Below are 16,735 nucleotides of genomic sequence, written 5' to 3'. Positions count from 1 at the left end.
GTGTAATGACTCAATCAGCGCAAGAACTGTTGGCGGAACTGGTCCGCTTCGACACTACCAGCCGGCATTCCAATTTGCAGCTGATCGAATGGGTGCGCGCTTATCTGCTGAAACTGGGCGTGGAGTCGACGTTGACCTTTAACGACGATGGCGGCAAGGCCAATCTGTTTGCCCGCATCGGTGCGCCCGAAACGCCGTTGGTGGTCTTGTCCGGGCATAGCGACGTGGTGCCGGTGGATGGCCAGGTCTGGAGTAGCGATCCCTTCGTTTTGACTGACAAAGGAGAAGGGCGGCTGTATGGCCGCGGATCCGCCGACATGAAGGGCTTCATCGCCTGCGTGCTGTCGCTGGCGCCCTGGTTCGTCGAGCTGGCCCAGCGCGGAAGTTTAAGGCAGGGCATAGGCATCGCGCTGTCGTACGACGAGGAAGTCGGCTGCCTGGGCGTGGGGCGTCTGATAGACCGATTAGCGGCGGACGGAGTGAAGGTGTCCGGCTGCATCGTCGGCGAGCCCACCAGCATGCAGCCGGTGATCGCGCACAAAGGCATCGCCCATTTTCTGTGCAAGGTCCGAGGCCGCGCGGCGCATTCCTCCCTAACGCCGCAAGGCGTCAACGCTATCGAGTTCGCGGCGCGACTGATTACCCATATTCGCAAGTTGGCCGATGCGGAGGCTTCGTTTGGTCATCGCCAGGCCTTATATGATGTGCCGTTCACCACCTTGCAGACCGGCACCATCCATGGCGGCACCGCTTGCAATATCGTGCCCAAGGATTGCGAGTTCATGTTCGAGTGCCGCTGGCTGCCGGGCGACGGACCTGAACGTTTTGTCAGCTCTGTCCGGGACTACGCGGCCACCTTGCTGTTGGAGATGAGGGAGGTGGCGCCGGAGGCGGAGATAGAGATTGAGCAGGTGGTGTACAGCCCGGCCTTCGAGTCGTCGGAAAACAGCGAGGTGCGCCGCACTGTGGCGCGCTTGTGCGGCTGCGACGGCGGCAAGGGCGTTGCCTACACCACCGAGGCGGGCCTGTTCAGCGAGGCCGGCATCGCCTGCGTGGTGCTGGGGCCTGGCAACATCGAACAGGCTCACCGGCCCGATGAATACATCGAGATTGAACAACTGGAGCGGTGCGTGGCCTGGTTGCGGCGTTTAGGGGATGAGCTGGCGCAAAAAGCATGAAGATTTTTTTGCGCTGATGGCCGAATAGCAGCAAAATCGCTGCCGGCGACAAGCCGAACACTCAAGTTGCCCGCCAGGGGGATCCCTTAGGCGGGCTTGTTTTATGGTGGCGTTAGAAGCCGCTCAACGTCCGGTCCAAAGGGGCTGGGGGCGTTGGCGCGGCGGTTGTCAGAAAGAAAAAATAAATGAGTCAGAACGTGGGATCTGTGCGGCAGGGAGGCGCGGCCAAGTCGCGAGACGGCTTCACCTCCAGCTTTGGCGTATTGGCTGCGACTCTCGGTTCCGCCGTGGGTCTCGGCAATATCTGGAAGTTTCCTTATCTGACCGGCACCAATGGCGGCGCCGGTTTTTTGGTGGTGTACGTGCTGGCCACATTGCTGGTGGGCCTGCCGGTGATGATCGCCGAGATCATGCTGGGTCGCAAAGCCAAGACCGATGCGGTAACGGCGATGAAGACGCTGGCGCCCGCCGGCCAGCCGTGGTGGCTGATCAGCGCCTTCGGCGTGCTGGCCGCCTTCCTGATTATGGCCTTCTATTCGGAAGTGGCGGCCTGGGTGTTCGCCTACGTGTTCAAATCCTTGGGCGGAGGCTTATTGTCCAGCGACCCCAAGGCCACCTCGCAGGCGTTCAGCGCGCTGATTTCCGATCCGTTGCAGTCCTTGCTGTGGCAATGGCTGGTTTTACTGTTGATCGGCGGCATTCTGCTGATGGGCGTGTCCAAAGGCATTGAGGCGGTGACCAAGAAGCTGATGCCCTTGTTGTTCCTGTTGTTGTTGGTGATCGGCGCGCGCAGCCTGATGCTGCCCGGCGCGGCCAAAGGGTTGGACTTCCTGTTTACCCCCGATTTTTCCAAGATCAGCGGCGCGGTGGTGCTGACCGCGGTGGGCTTGGCCTTCTTCAAGCTGTCCATTGGCATGGGCACCATGATCACCTACGGTAGCTATTTCCGCGATGATCAAAACATCCCCGTCACCACATTCAGGGTGATGTGCGCGGATTTGTTTGTTTCCATTCTGGCCGGCATCGCCATTTTCCCCGCCGTGTTCGCTTTCGGCTTCGAGCCGGCGGCCGGGCCGTCGCTGTTGTTCATCACAATTCCGGCGGTATTCGCCAGCATGCCGCTGGGCAATGTGTTCATGGTGGCCTTCTTCGTGCTTGCCGCGATCGCGGCCACCGGCGCGATGCTGTCCATCCTGGAGGTGCCGGTATCGGTTTTCAGCGAACGCTTCGGCATCAGCCGAGTCAAGGCCACCGTGATCAATTTGCTGCTGTTGGCCTTGGTGGGGGCGGGCTGCGCCTTGTCCAACAGTACGCTGTCCGGCTTCAAGCCTTTCGGCATGACCTTGTTTGATCTGTTCGACTTTGTGACTTCTAACCTGCTGATGCCTTTGGGCGGCATCTTCCTTTGCCTGTTCGTTGGCTGGGTATGGGGTTTCGAACGGTTGAAGCAGGCGTTGAGCAATGAGGGCGAGCTGAAGAACGAAGGCTTGTTGAAGGCGCTGTTCTTCGTGTTGCGCTATGTGTCGCCGCTGTTGATTCTGGTGGTGATGCTCAAGGGCCTGGGCGTGATCTGAGAACCTGTTCGCGATCTGCGCGTCAACGATGCGGCGTTGAAACCGGCTTCGAAATACTCATGTGCCACGGGTGCATTCGCTTTCTCGGTCTTTTTCGCCTTAGCTCGCGAGATCGTAGGCTCGTTCTGAGCCGCGGCTCAGGCGCGCCTCGGATGCTGAGCGGAACGCAAATAGAAAAGGAGCCAACAGGCTCCTTTTTCATTTTTGCGCAAGCGGTCAGGGCTGGGCGACGTCGTCTTCCGGTATCACCACTGGCGGAGGCGTGAAGCCATTTATTTCTCGGGCGTTTTTTTCCAGTAGCAGCACAATGCTGGTGTTGAGCGCGCCGAAGGCCCAGCTAATCAGGAAAAACACCGAGTAGGCCGAGAGTTTGTCGTTGAAGAGGATTTTGCCGTGCAGACTGAGCTCGGCAGGGTCGAAAATGGAAAAGAATACCCCTGTCGCCAAGATGGCGATGATGAAGGAGGGCCAGAACAGCAAGATGCCTGTTTTCATGAGTCATGCTCCTGTGGCTGCCGCAACGGAATGCTTGGGTGGCTGGTGTCAGGGTAATGGCCGGGCGTCGCGCTGTCAAAACGCTGCGGCGACGGATGGCGGCCCGGAGAACGGCTCTCCATGTTAGACTGTGGCCATCCGGTTTTTCTTGTCCAGCCGGCCAGGGCGCGCGCTTTTGGCCGGTTGTTGCGTAAAGTAATGGAGCCTTGCATGACCTCTTCGATCTTCTCCGCCGTAGAACTGGCGCCGCGCGACCCTATCCTGGGCCTGAACGAAGCATTCAACGCCGATACCCGCACCACTAAGGTGAATCTGGGCGTCGGCGTGTATTCCGACGACAACGGCAAGATCCCGCTGCTGGCGGCGGTGAAGGCCGCGGAGAAGGCTCGTCTTGAAACCATGCCGCCGCGCGGCTACCAGCCGATCGAAGGCGCTCAGGCTTACGACAGCGCGGTGCAGAACCTGTTGTTCGGCGTGGACAGCGAGTTGATCAAGGCAGGGCAGGTGGTGACCGCTCAGGCCTTGGGCGGCACAGGCGCCTTGAAAATCGGCGCGGACTTTCTGAAGCGCCTGAATCCGGCGGCCAAGGTCTACATCAGCAACCCGAGCTGGGAAAACCACCGCGCGCTGTTTGAGTCCGCTGGCTTCGAAGTGGAAAACTACCCGTATTACGACGCGGACACCCGCGGCGTCGATTTCGACGGCATGCGCGCTTTCCTCGCGCAGCTGCCGGCCGGTTCCGTGATTGTGCTGCACGCCTGCTGCCACAACCCCACCGGCGCCGACCTGTCTGACGCGCAATGGGCCGAGGTGGTGCAAGTTTGCCGCGAGCGCGGCCTGGTTCCCTTCCTGGATATGGCCTACCAGGGCTTTGCCGACGGTATCGACGCCGACGCCGTGGCCGTGCGCCTGTTCTCGGCCTCCGGCCTGCAGTTCTTCGTGTCCAGCTCCTTCTCCAAGAGCTTCTCGTTGTACGGCGAGCGCGTGGGCGCTTTGTCCATCGTCACCGCCGGCAAGGAAGAGTCCGCGCGCGTGCTGTCCCAACTGAAGCGTGTGATCCGCACCAACTATTCCAACCCGCCGATTCACGGCGGCGCGGTGGTGGCCGCGGTGCTGTCCAATCCGGAACTGCGCCAGCTGTGGGAAGACGAGCTGGCCGGCATGCGCGATCGCATTCGCGCGATGCGCGTCGGCTTGGTCGAGGCGATCAAGGCCGAAGGCGTGGCTCAGGACTTCTCCTTTGTCGCCCAGCAGCGCGGCATGTTCTCTTATACCGGCCTGAGCGCGGCCCAGGTGGAGCGCCTGCGCGCCGACTTCGGCATCTACGCCGTATCCACCGGCCGCATCTGCCTGGCGGCGTTGAACAGCAAGAACCTGGCCTATGTGGCTTCCGCCATCGCTCAGGTGGTGAAAGCGGGCTAAGCCTGGCCGGTTTTGTTATCAAGCATCGCCAAAGCCCCGCCTGTCGGGGCTTTTTTTCAATCGGCCGATCGCCGGCCGTAGTCAAGGAGCAGATTCATGCAATTGCACAGCCGCAGCTTTCAAGACGGGGAACGCATTCCGGGCCGCCTGGCCTTCTGCGTGCCGGACGCGGGCAGCCATGTGGCGCTGTCCGACAACCTCAACCCGCATCTGACCTGGAGCGGGGCGCCGGCGGGGACGCGCTCGTATGCGTTGGTCTGCCATGATCCGGACGTGCCGTCGCGCGGAGACGACGTCAATCAGGAGGGGAGGGAAGTGCCGGCGGATCTGCCGCGAGTGGACTTCTATCACTGGCTGCTATTGGATATCCCCGCGGGACAGAACGAGATCGCCGAGGGCGGCCACAGCGCGGGTGTGGTCGCGCGCGGCAAGAGCGGTCCGGGAGCCCCGGGCGGTTTGCGTCACGGCGTCAATGACTACACCGGCTGGTTCGCCGGGGATGCGGCGATGGCGGGGGACTATTACGGTTACGATGGTCCCTGCCCGCCGTGGAACGACAGCCTAGAGCATCGCTACGTCTTCACCGTATACGCTTTGGACGTGGCCAGCCTGCCGGTGGCCGGGGCGCTGACGCCGGCCAACATCATGGCGGCCATCGACGGCCATGTGCTTGCATCGGCAAGCCTGACCGGGCGCTATACGCTGAATCCGCGTTTGCTGTAACCGTTCCGCAATGTAAGTAAGTGGCAAAAAGGACAGTTTGTCTCTCTCCCAACGCAGAGGCTTCTGGCAAGGGATTGCAGTGAGCCAATGAAATGCAGCATGATGTTGCGGCGTTTACCGTCTCCGCGGCTGATTTGCTTAGGCGGCCGCGTCCATGCGGCGCTTTGAACCGCGGCCGGCCAAAAGCGGCAAACGATAACAACATCAAAGGGGATTAACTGTCATGGTTGCAAACACTGTTAAAGACAAGCTGCCGGCCGCCGTGTTGGCGACGGGGGCTTTTGACGCGGACGACGCCGATGTGCGCAACAATCTGGGGCTGATGGGTTTGTTGGATGTGAATTCGGGCGATGGCCGTTATCGCCTGACCGCAACGCTGGAGCCGGAGGTTGAAGGCGTGGACGATGTTCAGGCCTGGGTTTTGGAAATGGAGCTTGTGACTTTGGCCACTGGGCAGGTTTTGCGTTGCAAACAGGCCGGCGTCGCCTACGCCGGACCTGCGCCGGGGAGTCATCTGCGCCGCCTATTGGCCAACGGCCAACTGCAGGGGTACTTGCAACTGGCCGCCTAGTCTGATTTCGCCATCAGCAGGGATTAAGCCGCCGCGTCACGCTGCGGCTTAATTTTTTTCACTTACGGGCATTCATCGTCGACGAGCGCCTGCCGCGAACACTATAAAAAACGGTACAATCGCCGCAGTCGGGCCGACATTGGATTTGGGCTCGGCCGTTAATTTTCGACATCGTCAGAGGTTGTGAACTGTGTGGTTTGTGCTGTGTGTGCTGCTGTTGATGCTGGGTGCGCTGGCTTGGCTGGTGTATACCGGCCGTGTCGTCTTGTCCGAATGGACCCAAAAGCTGGATCGCTTGTTGGGCATGTCGCCGTCGGAGCGCCATGAGCCGGACTACTTCGCTGAAGAGGCCGACGCCGGATTGAGCGCAGCGGAGTCCCGAACCGGGCAGCGAACCGAACCGACGGCGTCCCGCGAAGAGGCTCCCGCCGCCGAGCCGGAGCCGGCAAGCCCCGCCGCGCCGCAGCCCTCTCCGGAGCGTGAAGCGCCTTTGGCCATGCCTGAGCGTGAAACCATCGTGTTGCCGAAACGACAGACTGCGCCGCCTCAAGCCAAGCCTGAGTTGCCTACGCTCGAACTGTCTCGAGAATATCGCAAGCGCGTGCGGCAACCGTCGGCGGATCAGCCGCAGGCCAAGGAACTGCCAGTGATTGGCTTGCATGAGCTGCAGCATAATTTGCAGTCGGACTATCGCCGCCGTCAGGCCTCCCGGGTGCTGACGCAGAGCATCAAGGAGCAGGGTGCGTCCGCCTTGCCGATGATTGAGCCCAGCGAGGTGCGCGAGCAGTTGCGCCATATTCATTCCAAGAGGGGCAAAAGCATGGCCGCTCCCCTTCCGGCAGCCATGCGTCCGCTGACCGTCAAGCCGCAGGAGGAGGCGGAGCCGCAAATCGTGCCGCCTCCGGTGGTGCGGCATGAGTTGCCAGCCAGCGCGCGGCCGGCTCAACACGGTTGGTTGGCGCCGGCGCGGCCATCAGCGCCGCCGGTTGAGCCTGAGGTCGTCGCTTTTGCGGTTCCCGATAGCCTCGACACGCTGGCTAAGCCGGAAATCGTTGCAGCTGTGGATATGCCCGATATGCTTGCAGAGATGTCCGTGGAACTTGATGCGACGCGCCCGGAGCCAGAGGCGTTTGTAAACCCCGTGTTCGACGCGCCGCCGGGGCCAGAAGTTGCCGCTGCGGTGGATTTGTCCGAGCCAAGGCCTACGACGCCCGAGGTTGCTGTTTTAGCCGAATCGCAGACCCGCCCGTCCGAGCCGCCGCCTGCTGTCATGGCCGTAAGGACGCCAGATCCGGTTTTTGCAGAGGAGGATGCGCCGCGCGCTGCCGAGCCGGCGCCGTGGCGCTGGCCGCAGACCCGTTCGGTACTGGTGCAGGACGAAGAAAAGCCGGCCGTGGTGCAGCGCGAGAGCGTGCCGGCGGAGCCGCCTTCGGTGGCTGCCGCGGCGCAGCAACTGGCCGCCAAGCCACTGCCTTGGGTTTTGATCGAGCCCCCCGTCGCCGCGGCGCCGGATGAGGCGCCGGCGGAGAAGGCACTGCCTTGGGACGCAGCGCCTGAGTCCGGCAGTTGGGCGCAACAGGCGCAGCAGCAGGTGGAGCTGGCGGCCGAGCCGGCTCCGCCCAAGCCGCGGCCGGTATACGATGATTACGGCTTGCCGGGGCTGGATTTGTTGCGCCCGGCGGACGAGGCGACGGTGACTTGCTCGGAAGAGGAACTGCTGGAACGCGGCATCGTGATCGAGGAGAAACTGGCCGAGTTCAAGGTCAAGGTCAGCGTGGTGGACGCCTACGCCGGCCCAGTGATCACCCGCTACGAAGTGGAGCCGGCGGTAGGCGTGCGCGGCAACCAAGTGGTCAATCTAATGAAGGATTTGTCGCGCGCGCTGGGCCTGGCGGCGATCCGGGTAGTGGAAACCATACCCGGCAAGACTTGCATGGGTTTGGAGCTGCCCAATCCCAAGCGTCAGATGATCCGCTTGTCCGAGATATTCTCCTCCGAGGTATTCCAGCAACCGCGATCGCGTCTGACTCTGGCGCTGGGAAAGGACATCACCGGCCAACCGGTGGCGATGGACTTGGCCAAGGCGCCGCATCTACTGGTGGCCGGCACCACCGGCTCGGGCAAATCGGTGGGTGTCAACGCCATGATTCTGTCCATGCTCTACAAGGCGCGGCCGGACGAAGTGCGTTTCATCATGATAGATCCCAAGATGCTGGAGCTGTCGGTGTACAACGACATCCCTCACTTGCTGGCGCCCGTGGTGACTGATATGAAACTGGCCGCCAATGCGCTGAATTGGTGCGTGGGCGAGATGGAGCGTCGTTACCGGCTGATGAGCGCGCTGGGCGTGCGTAATCTGGCCGGTTACAACGACAAGGTGCGCGAGGCCGAGGCCATGGGTCAGCGCATCGGCAATCCGTTCAGCCTGACGCCGGAAACGCCGGAGCCCTTGGAGGCGCTGCCCTTCATCGTGGTGGTGGTGGACGAGTTCGCCGACTTGATGATGGTGGCCGGCAAGAAAATCGAGGAATTGATCGCGCGTTTGGCGCAGAAGGCGCGCGCGGCCGGCATCCACTTGATCCTGGCGACTCAGCGGCCGTCGGTGGATGTGATCACCGGCCTGATCAAGGCGAATATCCCGACGCGGATCGCCTTCCAAGTGTCCAGCAAGGTGGACAGCCGCACCATTCTGGATCAGATGGGGGCGGAAAGCTTGCTGGGTCAGGGCGATATGCTGTTCCTGCCGCCGGGCACAGGCTACCCGCAGCGCGTGCACGGCGCCTTCGTCACCGACGACGAAGTGCATGCCGTCGTCGAGCATCTGAAGCAGTTTGGCGAGCCGGATTATGTCGAAGGGTTGCTGACCGGCGAGAGCGAGGCGGAGGAGGAGTCAGCCGCCGCCACGGCGAAGGCGCAGGCGGCCAGCGAGAGTGATCCGTTGTACGACGAGGCGGTTGAAATCGTGATGCGCACTCGTAAGCCGTCGATTTCCTCTGTGCAGCGCCACCTGCGCATAGGCTATAACCGCGCCGCGCGCCTGATTGAGGAAATGGAGGCCGCGGGCATCGTCAGCCCGATGGAAAGCAACGGCAACCGGACGGTGCTGGTGCCGCAGCGCGAGCTGTGAAAATCTCTGTGCGATCATAATGAAAAAGCGCGCCGGCTGCGGCGCGCTTTTTTCTTTCTTCTGCTTTGGGCGGGGGTCAGCGACGGCGCTGGTCCTGATCGTTGCGGATGCGGATCGGAGCCAGTTGGTCCTGGTCTTCCACCGGGCCGCTCAACATCTTGGCGACGACGACCACAGCGGCGATGAGGGCGAATAAAAGCAAAATTTCCATGGCATGGCTCCCCGAGGCTTGAGTACGAAGTATTGATGATGACGATTGCCGGCGAACAAGCCTGGAAGCAAACTCGTCTATGGCGGCCCCCTGTGATTTCATTCTGGAACACAAGCCGCCGCAAGCTCAAGTAATAATTTGTGTCGGAAAGTTAAAATTCAAGGCGCGCTGCGCTTTAGCGCGCGCATGGCCTGATCGATGCCCTGCAGTGTCAGCCCGTACATGCGCCCGGACATCAGCTGACGCAGCATGTGCAGCGACTGGGTGTATTCCCAGTGCGCCTCCGGCACCGGATTGAGCCAGGCGGCGTGTTTGAAGTGGCCGAGCAGGCGGCGCAGCCAGATTTCGCCGGCTTCCTGGTTCATGTGCTCGACGCTGCCGCCGGGGTAGCTGATTTCATAAGGGCTCATGGTGGCGTCGCCGACGATGATCAGCTTGTAATCGGAGCCGAAAGTGTGGATCAAGTCCCAAGTGGGGAAGGTCTGAGTGTGGCGGCGGGCGTTGTCCTTCCACACGGCTTCGTAGACGCAGTTGTGGAAATAGAAATACTCCAGATGCTTGAACTCGGACTTTACCGCCGAGAACAGCTCCTCGCAGGCCTTGACGTGATCGTCCATCGAGCCGCCGATGTCGAACAGCACCAGCACCTTGACCGCGTTGCGCAGCTCGCGCTGCATGCGCAGGTCCAACATGCCGGCCTTGCCGGCGGTGGCGGCGATGGTGGCGTCCAGGTCCAGCACTTCCTCTGCGCCGTCGCGGGCGAATTCGCGCAGCCGGCGCAGCGCGATCTTGAGATTACGGGTGCCTAGTTCGACCGAGTCGTCGAAATTGCGGAATTCGCGTTGATCCCATACCTTCACCGCGCGACGGTGGCGCGATTCGTGCTGACCGATGCGAATGCCGGCCGGATTGTAGCCGAAGGCGCCGAAGGGGCTGGTGCCGCCGGTGCCTATCCATTTATTGCCGCCCTGGTGTCGCTCCTGCTGTTCTTGCAGCCGCTGGCGCAGGGTGTCCATCAATTGCTCCCAGCCCAGCGCTTCCAGCCGGCGCTTGTCTTCTTCTGACAAGTGCTTTTCCACCTGTTTGCGCAGCCAGTCCTCCGGAATGCCTGTTTTCAGCTCGTCCAGTGTCTGCGACAGGCCTTTGAAATGCTTGCCGAATACCTGGTCGAAGCGGTCGAAGTGTTTTTCATCCTTGATGAGCGTGGTGCGCGCCAGATAGTAGAACGCGTCCACGTCGCCAAAGGCGACGCGCTTTTGCAACGCTTCCAGCAAGGTGAGGAATTCTTTCAGCGTGACCGGCAGGCCGGCGTCGCGCAGGGCGTAAAAAAAATCAATCAACATGGCGCGGCAAGAGGGTGACAGCGTGGGTGGGCGATGATATTCTTGTTTTAGAGCTACGGCTCTAAACAATCGTTCGGATACTGCTATCCTAGGGATAATACAATGAATGCCGCCGCCATGCCCATTTGCCGGGATGATCTTCTGCAAGCGGAGTTTTCCCGCCTGCATCGCCTCAGCCGGACCTCCGCGTTTCCGCCGCTGGAGCTTCGCCAGGATTGGCTCAAATGCCTGGAGAGCATGTTGCAGGAGAACCGCCAGGCTTTCGTCGACGCGATCAGTCAAGACTTTGGTCACCGCAGCGCGGTGGAAACCAGGCTGGCCGAGTTGTTCCCCTCGCTGGAGGCCATACGTTACGCGCGCCGACGGCTGCGCCGCTGGATGCGGCCGGAGCGGCGCGGAGTGTCGCTGTGGTTCCAGCCGGCCGGCAATAGCGTGATGCCGCAGCCCTTGGGCGTCATCGGCGTGGTGGTGCCATGGAACTATCCCTTGTTCTTGGCGCTAGGGCCGGTGGTGTCCGCGTTGGCGGCGGGCAACCGGGTCATGGTGAAGATGTCGGAATACACGCCGGCCACCGGCGCGCTGCTGCAGCGCCTGACCGAGCGCTATCTGGGGCCTGATGTAATCGCTGTGGTCAATGGAGACGCCCAACTGGCGCAGGATTTCACCCGGCTGCCATTCGACCATTTGTTCTTTACCGGCTCGACTTCGGTGGGCCGTCACGTGATGCGCGCGGCGGCGGAGAACCTGACGCCGGTGACGCTGGAGCTGGGCGGAAAATCGCCGGTGATCGTCGCCAGGGGCGCCGATTTACGCCACGCGGCGGAGGCCATCGTCGCCGGAAAGATGTTGAACGCCGGCCAGACCTGCGTGGCGCCGGATTATGTGCTGGTCAACGACAAGGACCGAGAGGCCTTGCTGGAAGAGTTGCGCCGCGCGGCGCGCCGGGCGTACCCAAGTTTGGCAGACAATCCCGATTACAGCGCCATCATCAACGAGCGCCATTGCCAGCGTCTGCTGCAATGGCTGGAAGAGGCGAGCGCGGCCGGCGCCGAGGTGGAGCAGATTAACCCGGCCGCGGAAGACTGGCGGCCCAGCCGCAAATTCCCGCTCACCCTGGTGCTGGGCTGCCCGCAGGACGCGACCCTGCTGCGGGAGGAGATTTTCGGGCCGATTCTGCCGGTGTTGAGTTACGACAAGTTCGACGAGGCGTTGGCCTACGTCAACGCGCGGCCGCGGCCGCTGGCCTTGTATTTATTCGACAACGATGCGCTGCGCATTGAGAAGACCTTGCGCGAAACCGTATCGGGCGGGGTGGCGATCAACGATATCGCCCTGCAGGTGGTGCAGGAGGACCTGCCTTTCGGTGGAGTCGGTCCGTCCGGCATGGGGCATTGCCACGCCAAGGAGGGCTTCATGGCGTTTTCCAAGCTCAAGCCAGTGTTCCGGCAAAGCCGCTGGGCCGGCACCGCCTTGACGCGCGCGCCTTACGGGGCCGGCGTGGAGAGGTTGTTGAAATGGATGTTGCGCTGAGATGCCGAGCCGTCGTCAGTTGCTCAAAACCGGCCTGGGCGGCGCCGTGGCTTTGGCGCTGGCCACCTTGCTGGCCTCGCCGCAGCCGGAAGGCCCGGCGGAGGGCTGGGTCGCGTCCTTGAAATTACGCGCCCTGACGCCGCTGGACGCGCAGTTGTTGGCGGCGATCGCCCCGGCCGTCTTGGGCCCGGGCGTCGCACCGCCAGAGGACGTGGTGCGCGGTGTGGATCGCGCGGTGGCCGGCTTGCCGCCCGCCATGCGGGCTGAGCTGCGTCAGTTGCTGGACCTGCTTGGCAACCCTTGGGGACGCCGCTGGATCGCCGGCGTGGCCACGCCGTGGAGGCAAGCGTCGGCGGAGGACGTCGCCGCCTTTCTGCAGCGCTGGCGAGGCAGCGCGTTTCCCTTGTTGCGTAGTGGTTACCAGGCCTTGCACCAATTGCTGAACGCGGCCTGGTACGGCAATCCGGCTAGCTGGCCGGCACTGGGCTATCGGCAGCCGGCGGCGGTGATGGAGATGCTGCCGTGAGCCGCGCGACGATACCCGACCCGGTGGCGGCCGGCGTCGCCGCGGGCTGGAAGGCGCAGGACGGCGCGACCTTGCCTGATCTGGAACTGCGGGCGGATGTCGTGATTGTTGGCAGCGGGGCCGGCGGGGGCATGGCGGCCGAGCAATTGGCCGCGGCCGGGCTGGATGTATTGCTACTGGAAGAAGGTGGTTTGTACAGCTCGCGAGACTTCCGCCTGCTGGAAGCCCAGGCCTATCCTGAGCTGTATCAGGAGTCCGCCTGTCGTAAAACAGCGGACAAGGGGATTTCCATCTTGCAGGGAAAAGCTGTTGGGGGGAGCACTGTGGTGAACTGGACCAGCTCCTTCCGCACGCCGCCGGACACCTTGAACTGGTGGCGGGAGCGGCATCGGCTGGGCGGCGTCAGCGAGGAGACGATGCGGCCGTGGTTCGAGCAGGCCGAGGCGAGGCTGGGCATCGCCGACTGGCTGCCGGATCCGAATCCCAATAACGCGGTGCTGGCCCGCGGTTGCGAGGCTTTGGGCATTGCCTACAAGCGCATCCGCCGCAATGTGCGCGGTTGCTGGAATCTGGGCTATTGCGGCATGGGCTGTCCCACCAACGCCAAACAGTCGATGCTGGTGACGGCGATACCCGCCGCGCTGGAACACGGCGCCAGGCTGATCTGCCGCGCGCGGGTTGACCGCTTGCGCGCCAATGCCGGCAGGACTCGGCTGGAGGGGGTGGAAGGACGCTTTCTGGCAGCGGACGGGGTGAGCGAAACCGGACGCCGTTTCAAGGTGACGGCGGCTCAGGTGGTGCTGGCTGCCGGCGCCATCGGTTCGCCGGCCATCCTGCTGCGCAGCGGCCTGATCGATCCGGGAGGGCATACCGGGACGCGGACCTTTCTACACCCGGTGGTGTTGTCCGCGGCCTTGATGCCCGAGCCGGTAGAGCCGTTCAACGGCGCGCCGCAGACGGTGTACAGCGACCACTTCATGCATGAGCATGCTTTGGACGGCCTCTTGGGCTACAAGTTGGAAGTGCCTCCCATCCATCCCTTGCTGGCCAGCATCACTTTCCCGGGTTTCGGCGCGGCGCAGTCGGCTTTGCTGCGTCGCTTGCCGCATCTGCACGCGACGCTGGCCTTGTTGCGGGATGGTTTCCACTCGGAAAGCCGCGGCGGCCAGGTGCGTTTGCGCGGCGACGGTTCGCCGGAGCTGGACTACCCCTTGAACGAGGTGGTGTGGGAGGGCGCGCGCCGTGCCTGGTTGAGCATGGCCGAGATTCAGTTCGCGGCCGGCGCGCGGCAGGTGCTGACGGTGCACGAGCAGGCCGGCCTGGCCCGTAGCTGGAGCGAGGCTAGGACAACGATAGCGGGGCTGGCGCTCAAGCCCTTGCTGGCCAAGGTGGTCAGCGCTCATGTGATGGGTGGGCTGGCGATGTCGGGCGACGCGGATTCCGGGGTGGTGGACGAGTGGGGACGGCATTGGCAGTTGGGCAATCTGACCGTGGTGGACGGCTCCGTGTTTCCCAGCAGCGTCGGCGCCAATCCGCAGTTGTCCGTTTACGCTTTCGCGCTGCGTTCAGTGGCGGCGCTATTGCAACGCATGCGGGGTGCGGGGGGCTGAGGCAAGAAAAAAGGGACCGCGAGGTCCCTTTTTGCAGGTCGCTGCCAGGCAGCGGCGAATCAGGCGAAGTTTTTGGCGACGAAGTCCCAGTTCACCAGCTTCCAGAAGCTGTCCATATAGTTCGGGCGGCTGTTGCGGTAATCGATATAATACGCGTGCTCCCACACATCACAGGTCAGCAGCGGCTTCTTGTCGGTGGTCAGCGGGGTGGCGGCGTTGCTGGTGGATACCAGGTCCAGCGAGCCGTCGGTGTTCTTCACCAGCCAGGCCCAGCCGGAGCCGAAGGTGCCAATGGCGGTTTGGGTGAAGGCCTTCTTGAATTCGTCGTAGGAACCCCATTTGGCGTTGATGGCGTCGGCCAGCGCGCCGGTGGGCTTGCGCTCTTCGCCGGCATTGGGGGCGAAGCCCAGCCAGTAAAAGGTGTGGTTCCATACCTGGGCCGCGTTGTTGAAGATGCCGCCGGAGGATTTCTTCACGATCTCTTCCAGGGAGGCGTTTTCGAACTCGGTGCCCTTGATCAGGTTGTTCAGGTTGGTGATGTAGGTCTGATGATGCTTGCCGTAGTGGAATTCCAGGGTTTCCTTGGAAATGTGCGGGGCAAGCGCGTCCAGCGCGTACGGCAGTTCCGGCAGTTTGTGTTCCATTATGCTCTCCTTGTTGAGAAAGTAAGCCGCATAAGCGGATGCTTTAGCCGCAAGTTTACTGGATTAAGCCGTTGGTCGCCAATAGTTGACTAAAAAAGTAAAGTAAGGATGAACGCCATTGCAGTATGATGTTATTGTCATCGGGGCCGGCGCCGCCGGCCTGATGTGCGCGGCCACGGCCGGCCAGCGCGGCCGGCGCGTATTGTTGCTGGACCACGCGCGCAAGCTGGCGGAGAAGATTCGCATTTCCGGCGGCGGCCGCTGCAATTTCACTAATCTCCACGCTCGTTTCGACTGTTATCTGTCCGCCAATCCCCATTTCTGTCGCTCGGCGCTGGCGCAGTACACGCCTCAGGATTTCATCGCCATGGTGGAGCGCCACGGTATCGGCTATCACGAGAAGAAGCTGGGGCAGCTGTTCTGTGACGACGGCAGTGAGCGCATCATCGCGATGCTGGACGAAGAGTGCCGGCTGGGCGGGGTGGATAGGCGCATGGAAACGCAGATTCTGAAAGTGAGTCGAGAAGCGGACGGCTTCGCCTTGGACGCCGACGGCGGCAGTTTTCGAGCGGCCTCGCTGGTGGTGGCCACCGGCGGTTTGTCGATTCCGCAGATCGGCGCGACGCCGTTCGGCTACCAGCTGGCCGAGCAGTTCGGCCTGGAGCTGACGCCTCTGACGCCGGCCCTGGTGCCGCTGACCTTCCACGTGGAGGACGCGGAAGCGTTCGCGCCGCTGGCCGGCGTGTCGCTGGAGGTGGAGGCGCGGGCCGGCAAGGGGCGTTTCCGCGAGAACGTGTTGTTCACTCACAAGGGCGTGTCCGGGCCGGCCATCCTGCAAGTGTCGTCTTATTGGCAGCCTGGCATGACCCTGGAGCTGGATTTGCTGCCGGATGCGGACGCCGCCTCTTGGCTGGAACAAAAGGCCGGCAGCGAGCAATTGATTTCCAACGCGCTGGCGGAGTTCGGCTGGCCCAAGCGCTTCGCTGAGGCCTGGCTGGAGCGAGAGGGATGCAATAAGCGGCTGAAGGATTTATCGCCCAAGCAGCGCCTGCAGTTGGCGGAGCGGTTGCACGGCTGGCGGGTCAAGCCCAACGGCACCCAAGGCTATAAAAAGGCCGAGGTGACGCTGGGCGGGGTGTCGACCAAGGCGCTGTCGTCCAAGACCATGATGGCCAACGCGGTGCCCGGCCTGTTCTTCATTGGCGAAGTCGTCGATGTCACCGGCTGGCTGGGCGGCTACAATTTCCAGTGGGCCTGGTCGTCGGGCTATGTGGCCGGGATGCATTGCTGACTTAGAGTGGCTGATAAACCCCTGATGCTGCGTTGCGCCGCCTTGCCGTACTTCAAGTACTGCCTGCGTCGGCGCGCCTTGCCCCTGCAGTAAAACTGATTTTTGTTAGCCGCTCTTAGTCCGCCGCCAGAAACCACACGTTCTGGATCTTGCCGTCAATGATTTCATAAACGGCCGCCACCTCGAAGGGCTGCTCGGCAACGCCGCTGACGTGTTCGTGGTCGATCACCTTGTTGCCGAACTCGATGCGTTTGACCAGCTCCGCGTGCAGGCCGGGCAGGGCGAAGCGCTGGGTGGCGTAGAAATCGCCCAGAGCGGCTTTGCCGCGCAGGCTGGGTTCCGCGCCGGGCAGCCGGTACACCGTCACGTCGTCGGCGTAGACGGCGAGAAAGGGCTCCAGCTGGCGTTGGTTGTAGGCGTCGAGTTGTTGTTGGACTAGGGCGGCGGGCGTCATGGCGGTTCCTGCTGAGAGAGCTTTCGATGCTGGGGC

15 protein-coding genes are annotated in these 16,735 nt (G+C 62.6%); 10 read left to right on the top strand and 5 right to left on the bottom strand.

Translation table 11 applies throughout. The features are described 5' to 3' along the window. Positions 1-5: 5 nt before the first annotated feature. A complete protein-coding gene (gene argE, locus MOV80_RS12705; RefSeq protein WP_019100136.1) occupies positions 6-1,178 on the top strand; it encodes an acetylornithine deacetylase in 1,173 nt (390 codons plus the stop codon). Between the two features lie 185 nt (positions 1,179-1,363). Next, positions 1,364-2,752, top strand: coding sequence for a sodium-dependent transporter (locus tag MOV80_RS12700; RefSeq protein ID WP_052051967.1), 1,389 nt, complete (start codon positions 1,364-1,366; stop codon positions 2,750-2,752). A gap of 216 nt (positions 2,753-2,968) precedes the next feature. Here MOV80_RS12700 and MOV80_RS12695 read toward each other — a convergent pair whose 3' ends face one another. Then, positions 2,969-3,247, bottom strand: a complete 279-nt coding sequence (locus MOV80_RS12695) for a hypothetical protein (protein WP_019100134.1) — start codon at positions 3,245-3,247, stop codon at positions 2,969-2,971. A 222-nt stretch (positions 3,248-3,469) separates the two neighbouring features. On the opposite strand from MOV80_RS12695, the gene MOV80_RS12690 reads away from it, so the two are divergent. From MOV80_RS12690 to MOV80_RS12675, 4 genes are all read left to right on the top strand, one after another. After that, positions 3,470-4,669, top strand: coding sequence for an amino acid aminotransferase (locus tag MOV80_RS12690; protein ID WP_345944381.1), 1,200 nt, complete (start codon positions 3,470-3,472; stop codon positions 4,667-4,669). Between the two features lie 96 nt (positions 4,670-4,765). Then, positions 4,766-5,392 (top strand): YbhB/YbcL family Raf kinase inhibitor-like protein, encoded by a 627-nt coding sequence (locus tag MOV80_RS12685; RefSeq protein WP_114152391.1) that lies wholly within the window; start codon positions 4,766-4,768, stop codon positions 5,390-5,392. A gap of 223 nt (positions 5,393-5,615) precedes the next feature. Then, complete coding sequence (locus tag MOV80_RS12680) at positions 5,616-5,963, top strand: hypothetical protein (protein ID WP_019100131.1); 348 nt, start codon at positions 5,616-5,618, stop codon at positions 5,961-5,963. 190 nt (positions 5,964-6,153) lie between these two features. Beyond that, positions 6,154-9,090, top strand: a complete 2,937-nt coding sequence (locus MOV80_RS12675) for a DNA translocase FtsK (RefSeq protein ID WP_233423308.1) — start codon at positions 6,154-6,156, stop codon at positions 9,088-9,090. Between the two features lie 76 nt (positions 9,091-9,166). Here MOV80_RS12675 and MOV80_RS23445 read toward each other — a convergent pair whose 3' ends face one another. Next, a complete protein-coding gene (locus tag MOV80_RS23445; RefSeq protein ID WP_019100128.1) occupies positions 9,167-9,301 on the bottom strand; it encodes a hypothetical protein in 135 nt (44 codons plus the stop codon). Between the two features lie 158 nt (positions 9,302-9,459). Beyond that, positions 9,460-10,644, bottom strand: a complete 1,185-nt coding sequence (locus MOV80_RS12670; protein ID WP_043631473.1) for a VWA domain-containing protein — start codon at positions 10,642-10,644, stop codon at positions 9,460-9,462. 102 nt (positions 10,645-10,746) lie between these two features. On the opposite strand from MOV80_RS12670, the gene MOV80_RS12665 reads away from it, so the two are divergent. The 3 genes from MOV80_RS12665 to MOV80_RS12655 are packed head-to-tail and all read left to right on the top strand — an operon-like array spanning position 10,747 to position 14,310. Beyond that, entirely contained in the window at positions 10,747-12,174 is a 1,428-nt protein-coding gene (locus MOV80_RS12665) for a coniferyl aldehyde dehydrogenase (protein ID WP_118267819.1), read from the top strand. Position 12,175: 1 nt separating this feature from the next. Beyond that, positions 12,176-12,700 (top strand): hypothetical protein, encoded by a 525-nt coding sequence (locus MOV80_RS12660; protein ID WP_019100125.1) that lies wholly within the window; start codon positions 12,176-12,178, stop codon positions 12,698-12,700. Further along, positions 12,697-14,310, top strand: coding sequence for a GMC family oxidoreductase (locus MOV80_RS12655; RefSeq protein WP_118267816.1), 1,614 nt, complete (start codon positions 12,697-12,699; stop codon positions 14,308-14,310). The genes MOV80_RS12660 and MOV80_RS12655 overlap by 4 nt, the downstream gene beginning before the upstream one ends. Positions 14,311-14,369: 59 nt before the next feature. On the opposite strand, the gene MOV80_RS12650 is transcribed toward MOV80_RS12655, so the two are convergent. After that, positions 14,370-14,954, bottom strand: coding sequence for a Fe-Mn family superoxide dismutase (locus MOV80_RS12650; protein ID WP_019100123.1), 585 nt, complete (start codon positions 14,952-14,954; stop codon positions 14,370-14,372). 118 nt (positions 14,955-15,072) lie between these two features. Between MOV80_RS12650 and MOV80_RS12645 the strand changes: the two genes are divergently transcribed. Beyond that, positions 15,073-16,245: an NAD(P)/FAD-dependent oxidoreductase gene (locus MOV80_RS12645; protein ID WP_081574489.1), complete on the top strand. Its 1,173-nt coding sequence runs from the start codon at positions 15,073-15,075 to the stop codon at positions 16,243-16,245. 115 nt (positions 16,246-16,360) lie between these two features. Here the strand turns inward: MOV80_RS12645 and MOV80_RS12640 are convergent, their stop codons facing one another. Then, on the bottom strand, positions 16,361-16,699 hold the full coding sequence (locus tag MOV80_RS12640) for a nuclear transport factor 2 family protein (protein ID WP_081574490.1): 339 nt from the start codon (positions 16,697-16,699) through the stop codon (positions 16,361-16,363). Positions 16,700-16,735 lie beyond the last annotated feature (36 nt).

The sequence above is a fragment of the Chromobacterium sp. IRSSSOUMB001 genome (genome assembly GCF_023507765.1).
In the GTDB taxonomy this organism is placed as follows: Bacteria; Pseudomonadota; Gammaproteobacteria; order Burkholderiales; family Chromobacteriaceae; genus Chromobacterium; species Chromobacterium haemolyticum.
Note: the sequence above shows the minus strand (reverse complement) of the source record. Positions and strands in the feature narration are given on the sequence as shown.

Bases quoted from the DNA above. Each gene is read 5' to 3' on its own strand.
- argE (WP_019100136.1), top strand. From the start codon at position 6: ATGACTCAATCAGCGCAAGAACTGTTGGCGGAACTGGTCCGCTTCGAC.
- MOV80_RS12700 (WP_052051967.1), top strand. From the start codon at position 1,364: ATGAGTCAGAACGTGGGATCTGTGCGGCAGGGAGGCGCGGCCAAGTCG.
- MOV80_RS12695 (WP_019100134.1), bottom strand. From the start codon at position 3,247: ATGAAAACAGGCATCTTGCTGTTCTGGCCCTCCTTCATCATCGCCATC.
- MOV80_RS12685 (WP_114152391.1), top strand. From the start codon at position 4,766: ATGCAATTGCACAGCCGCAGCTTTCAAGACGGGGAACGCATTCCGGGC.
- MOV80_RS12680 (WP_019100131.1), top strand. From the start codon at position 5,616: ATGGTTGCAAACACTGTTAAAGACAAGCTGCCGGCCGCCGTGTTGGCG.
- MOV80_RS23445 (WP_019100128.1), bottom strand. From the start codon at position 9,301: ATGGAAATTTTGCTTTTATTCGCCCTCATCGCCGCTGTGGTCGTCGTC.
- MOV80_RS12670 (WP_043631473.1), bottom strand. From the start codon at position 10,644: ATGTTGATTGATTTTTTTTACGCCCTGCGCGACGCCGGCCTGCCGGTC.
- MOV80_RS12665 (WP_118267819.1), top strand. From the start codon at position 10,747: ATGAATGCCGCCGCCATGCCCATTTGCCGGGATGATCTTCTGCAAGCG.
- MOV80_RS12660 (WP_019100125.1), top strand. From the start codon at position 12,176: ATGCCGAGCCGTCGTCAGTTGCTCAAAACCGGCCTGGGCGGCGCCGTG.
- MOV80_RS12650 (WP_019100123.1), bottom strand. From the start codon at position 14,954: ATGGAACACAAACTGCCGGAACTGCCGTACGCGCTGGACGCGCTTGCC.
- MOV80_RS12640 (WP_081574490.1), bottom strand. From the start codon at position 16,699: ATGACGCCCGCCGCCCTAGTCCAACAACAACTCGACGCCTACAACCAA.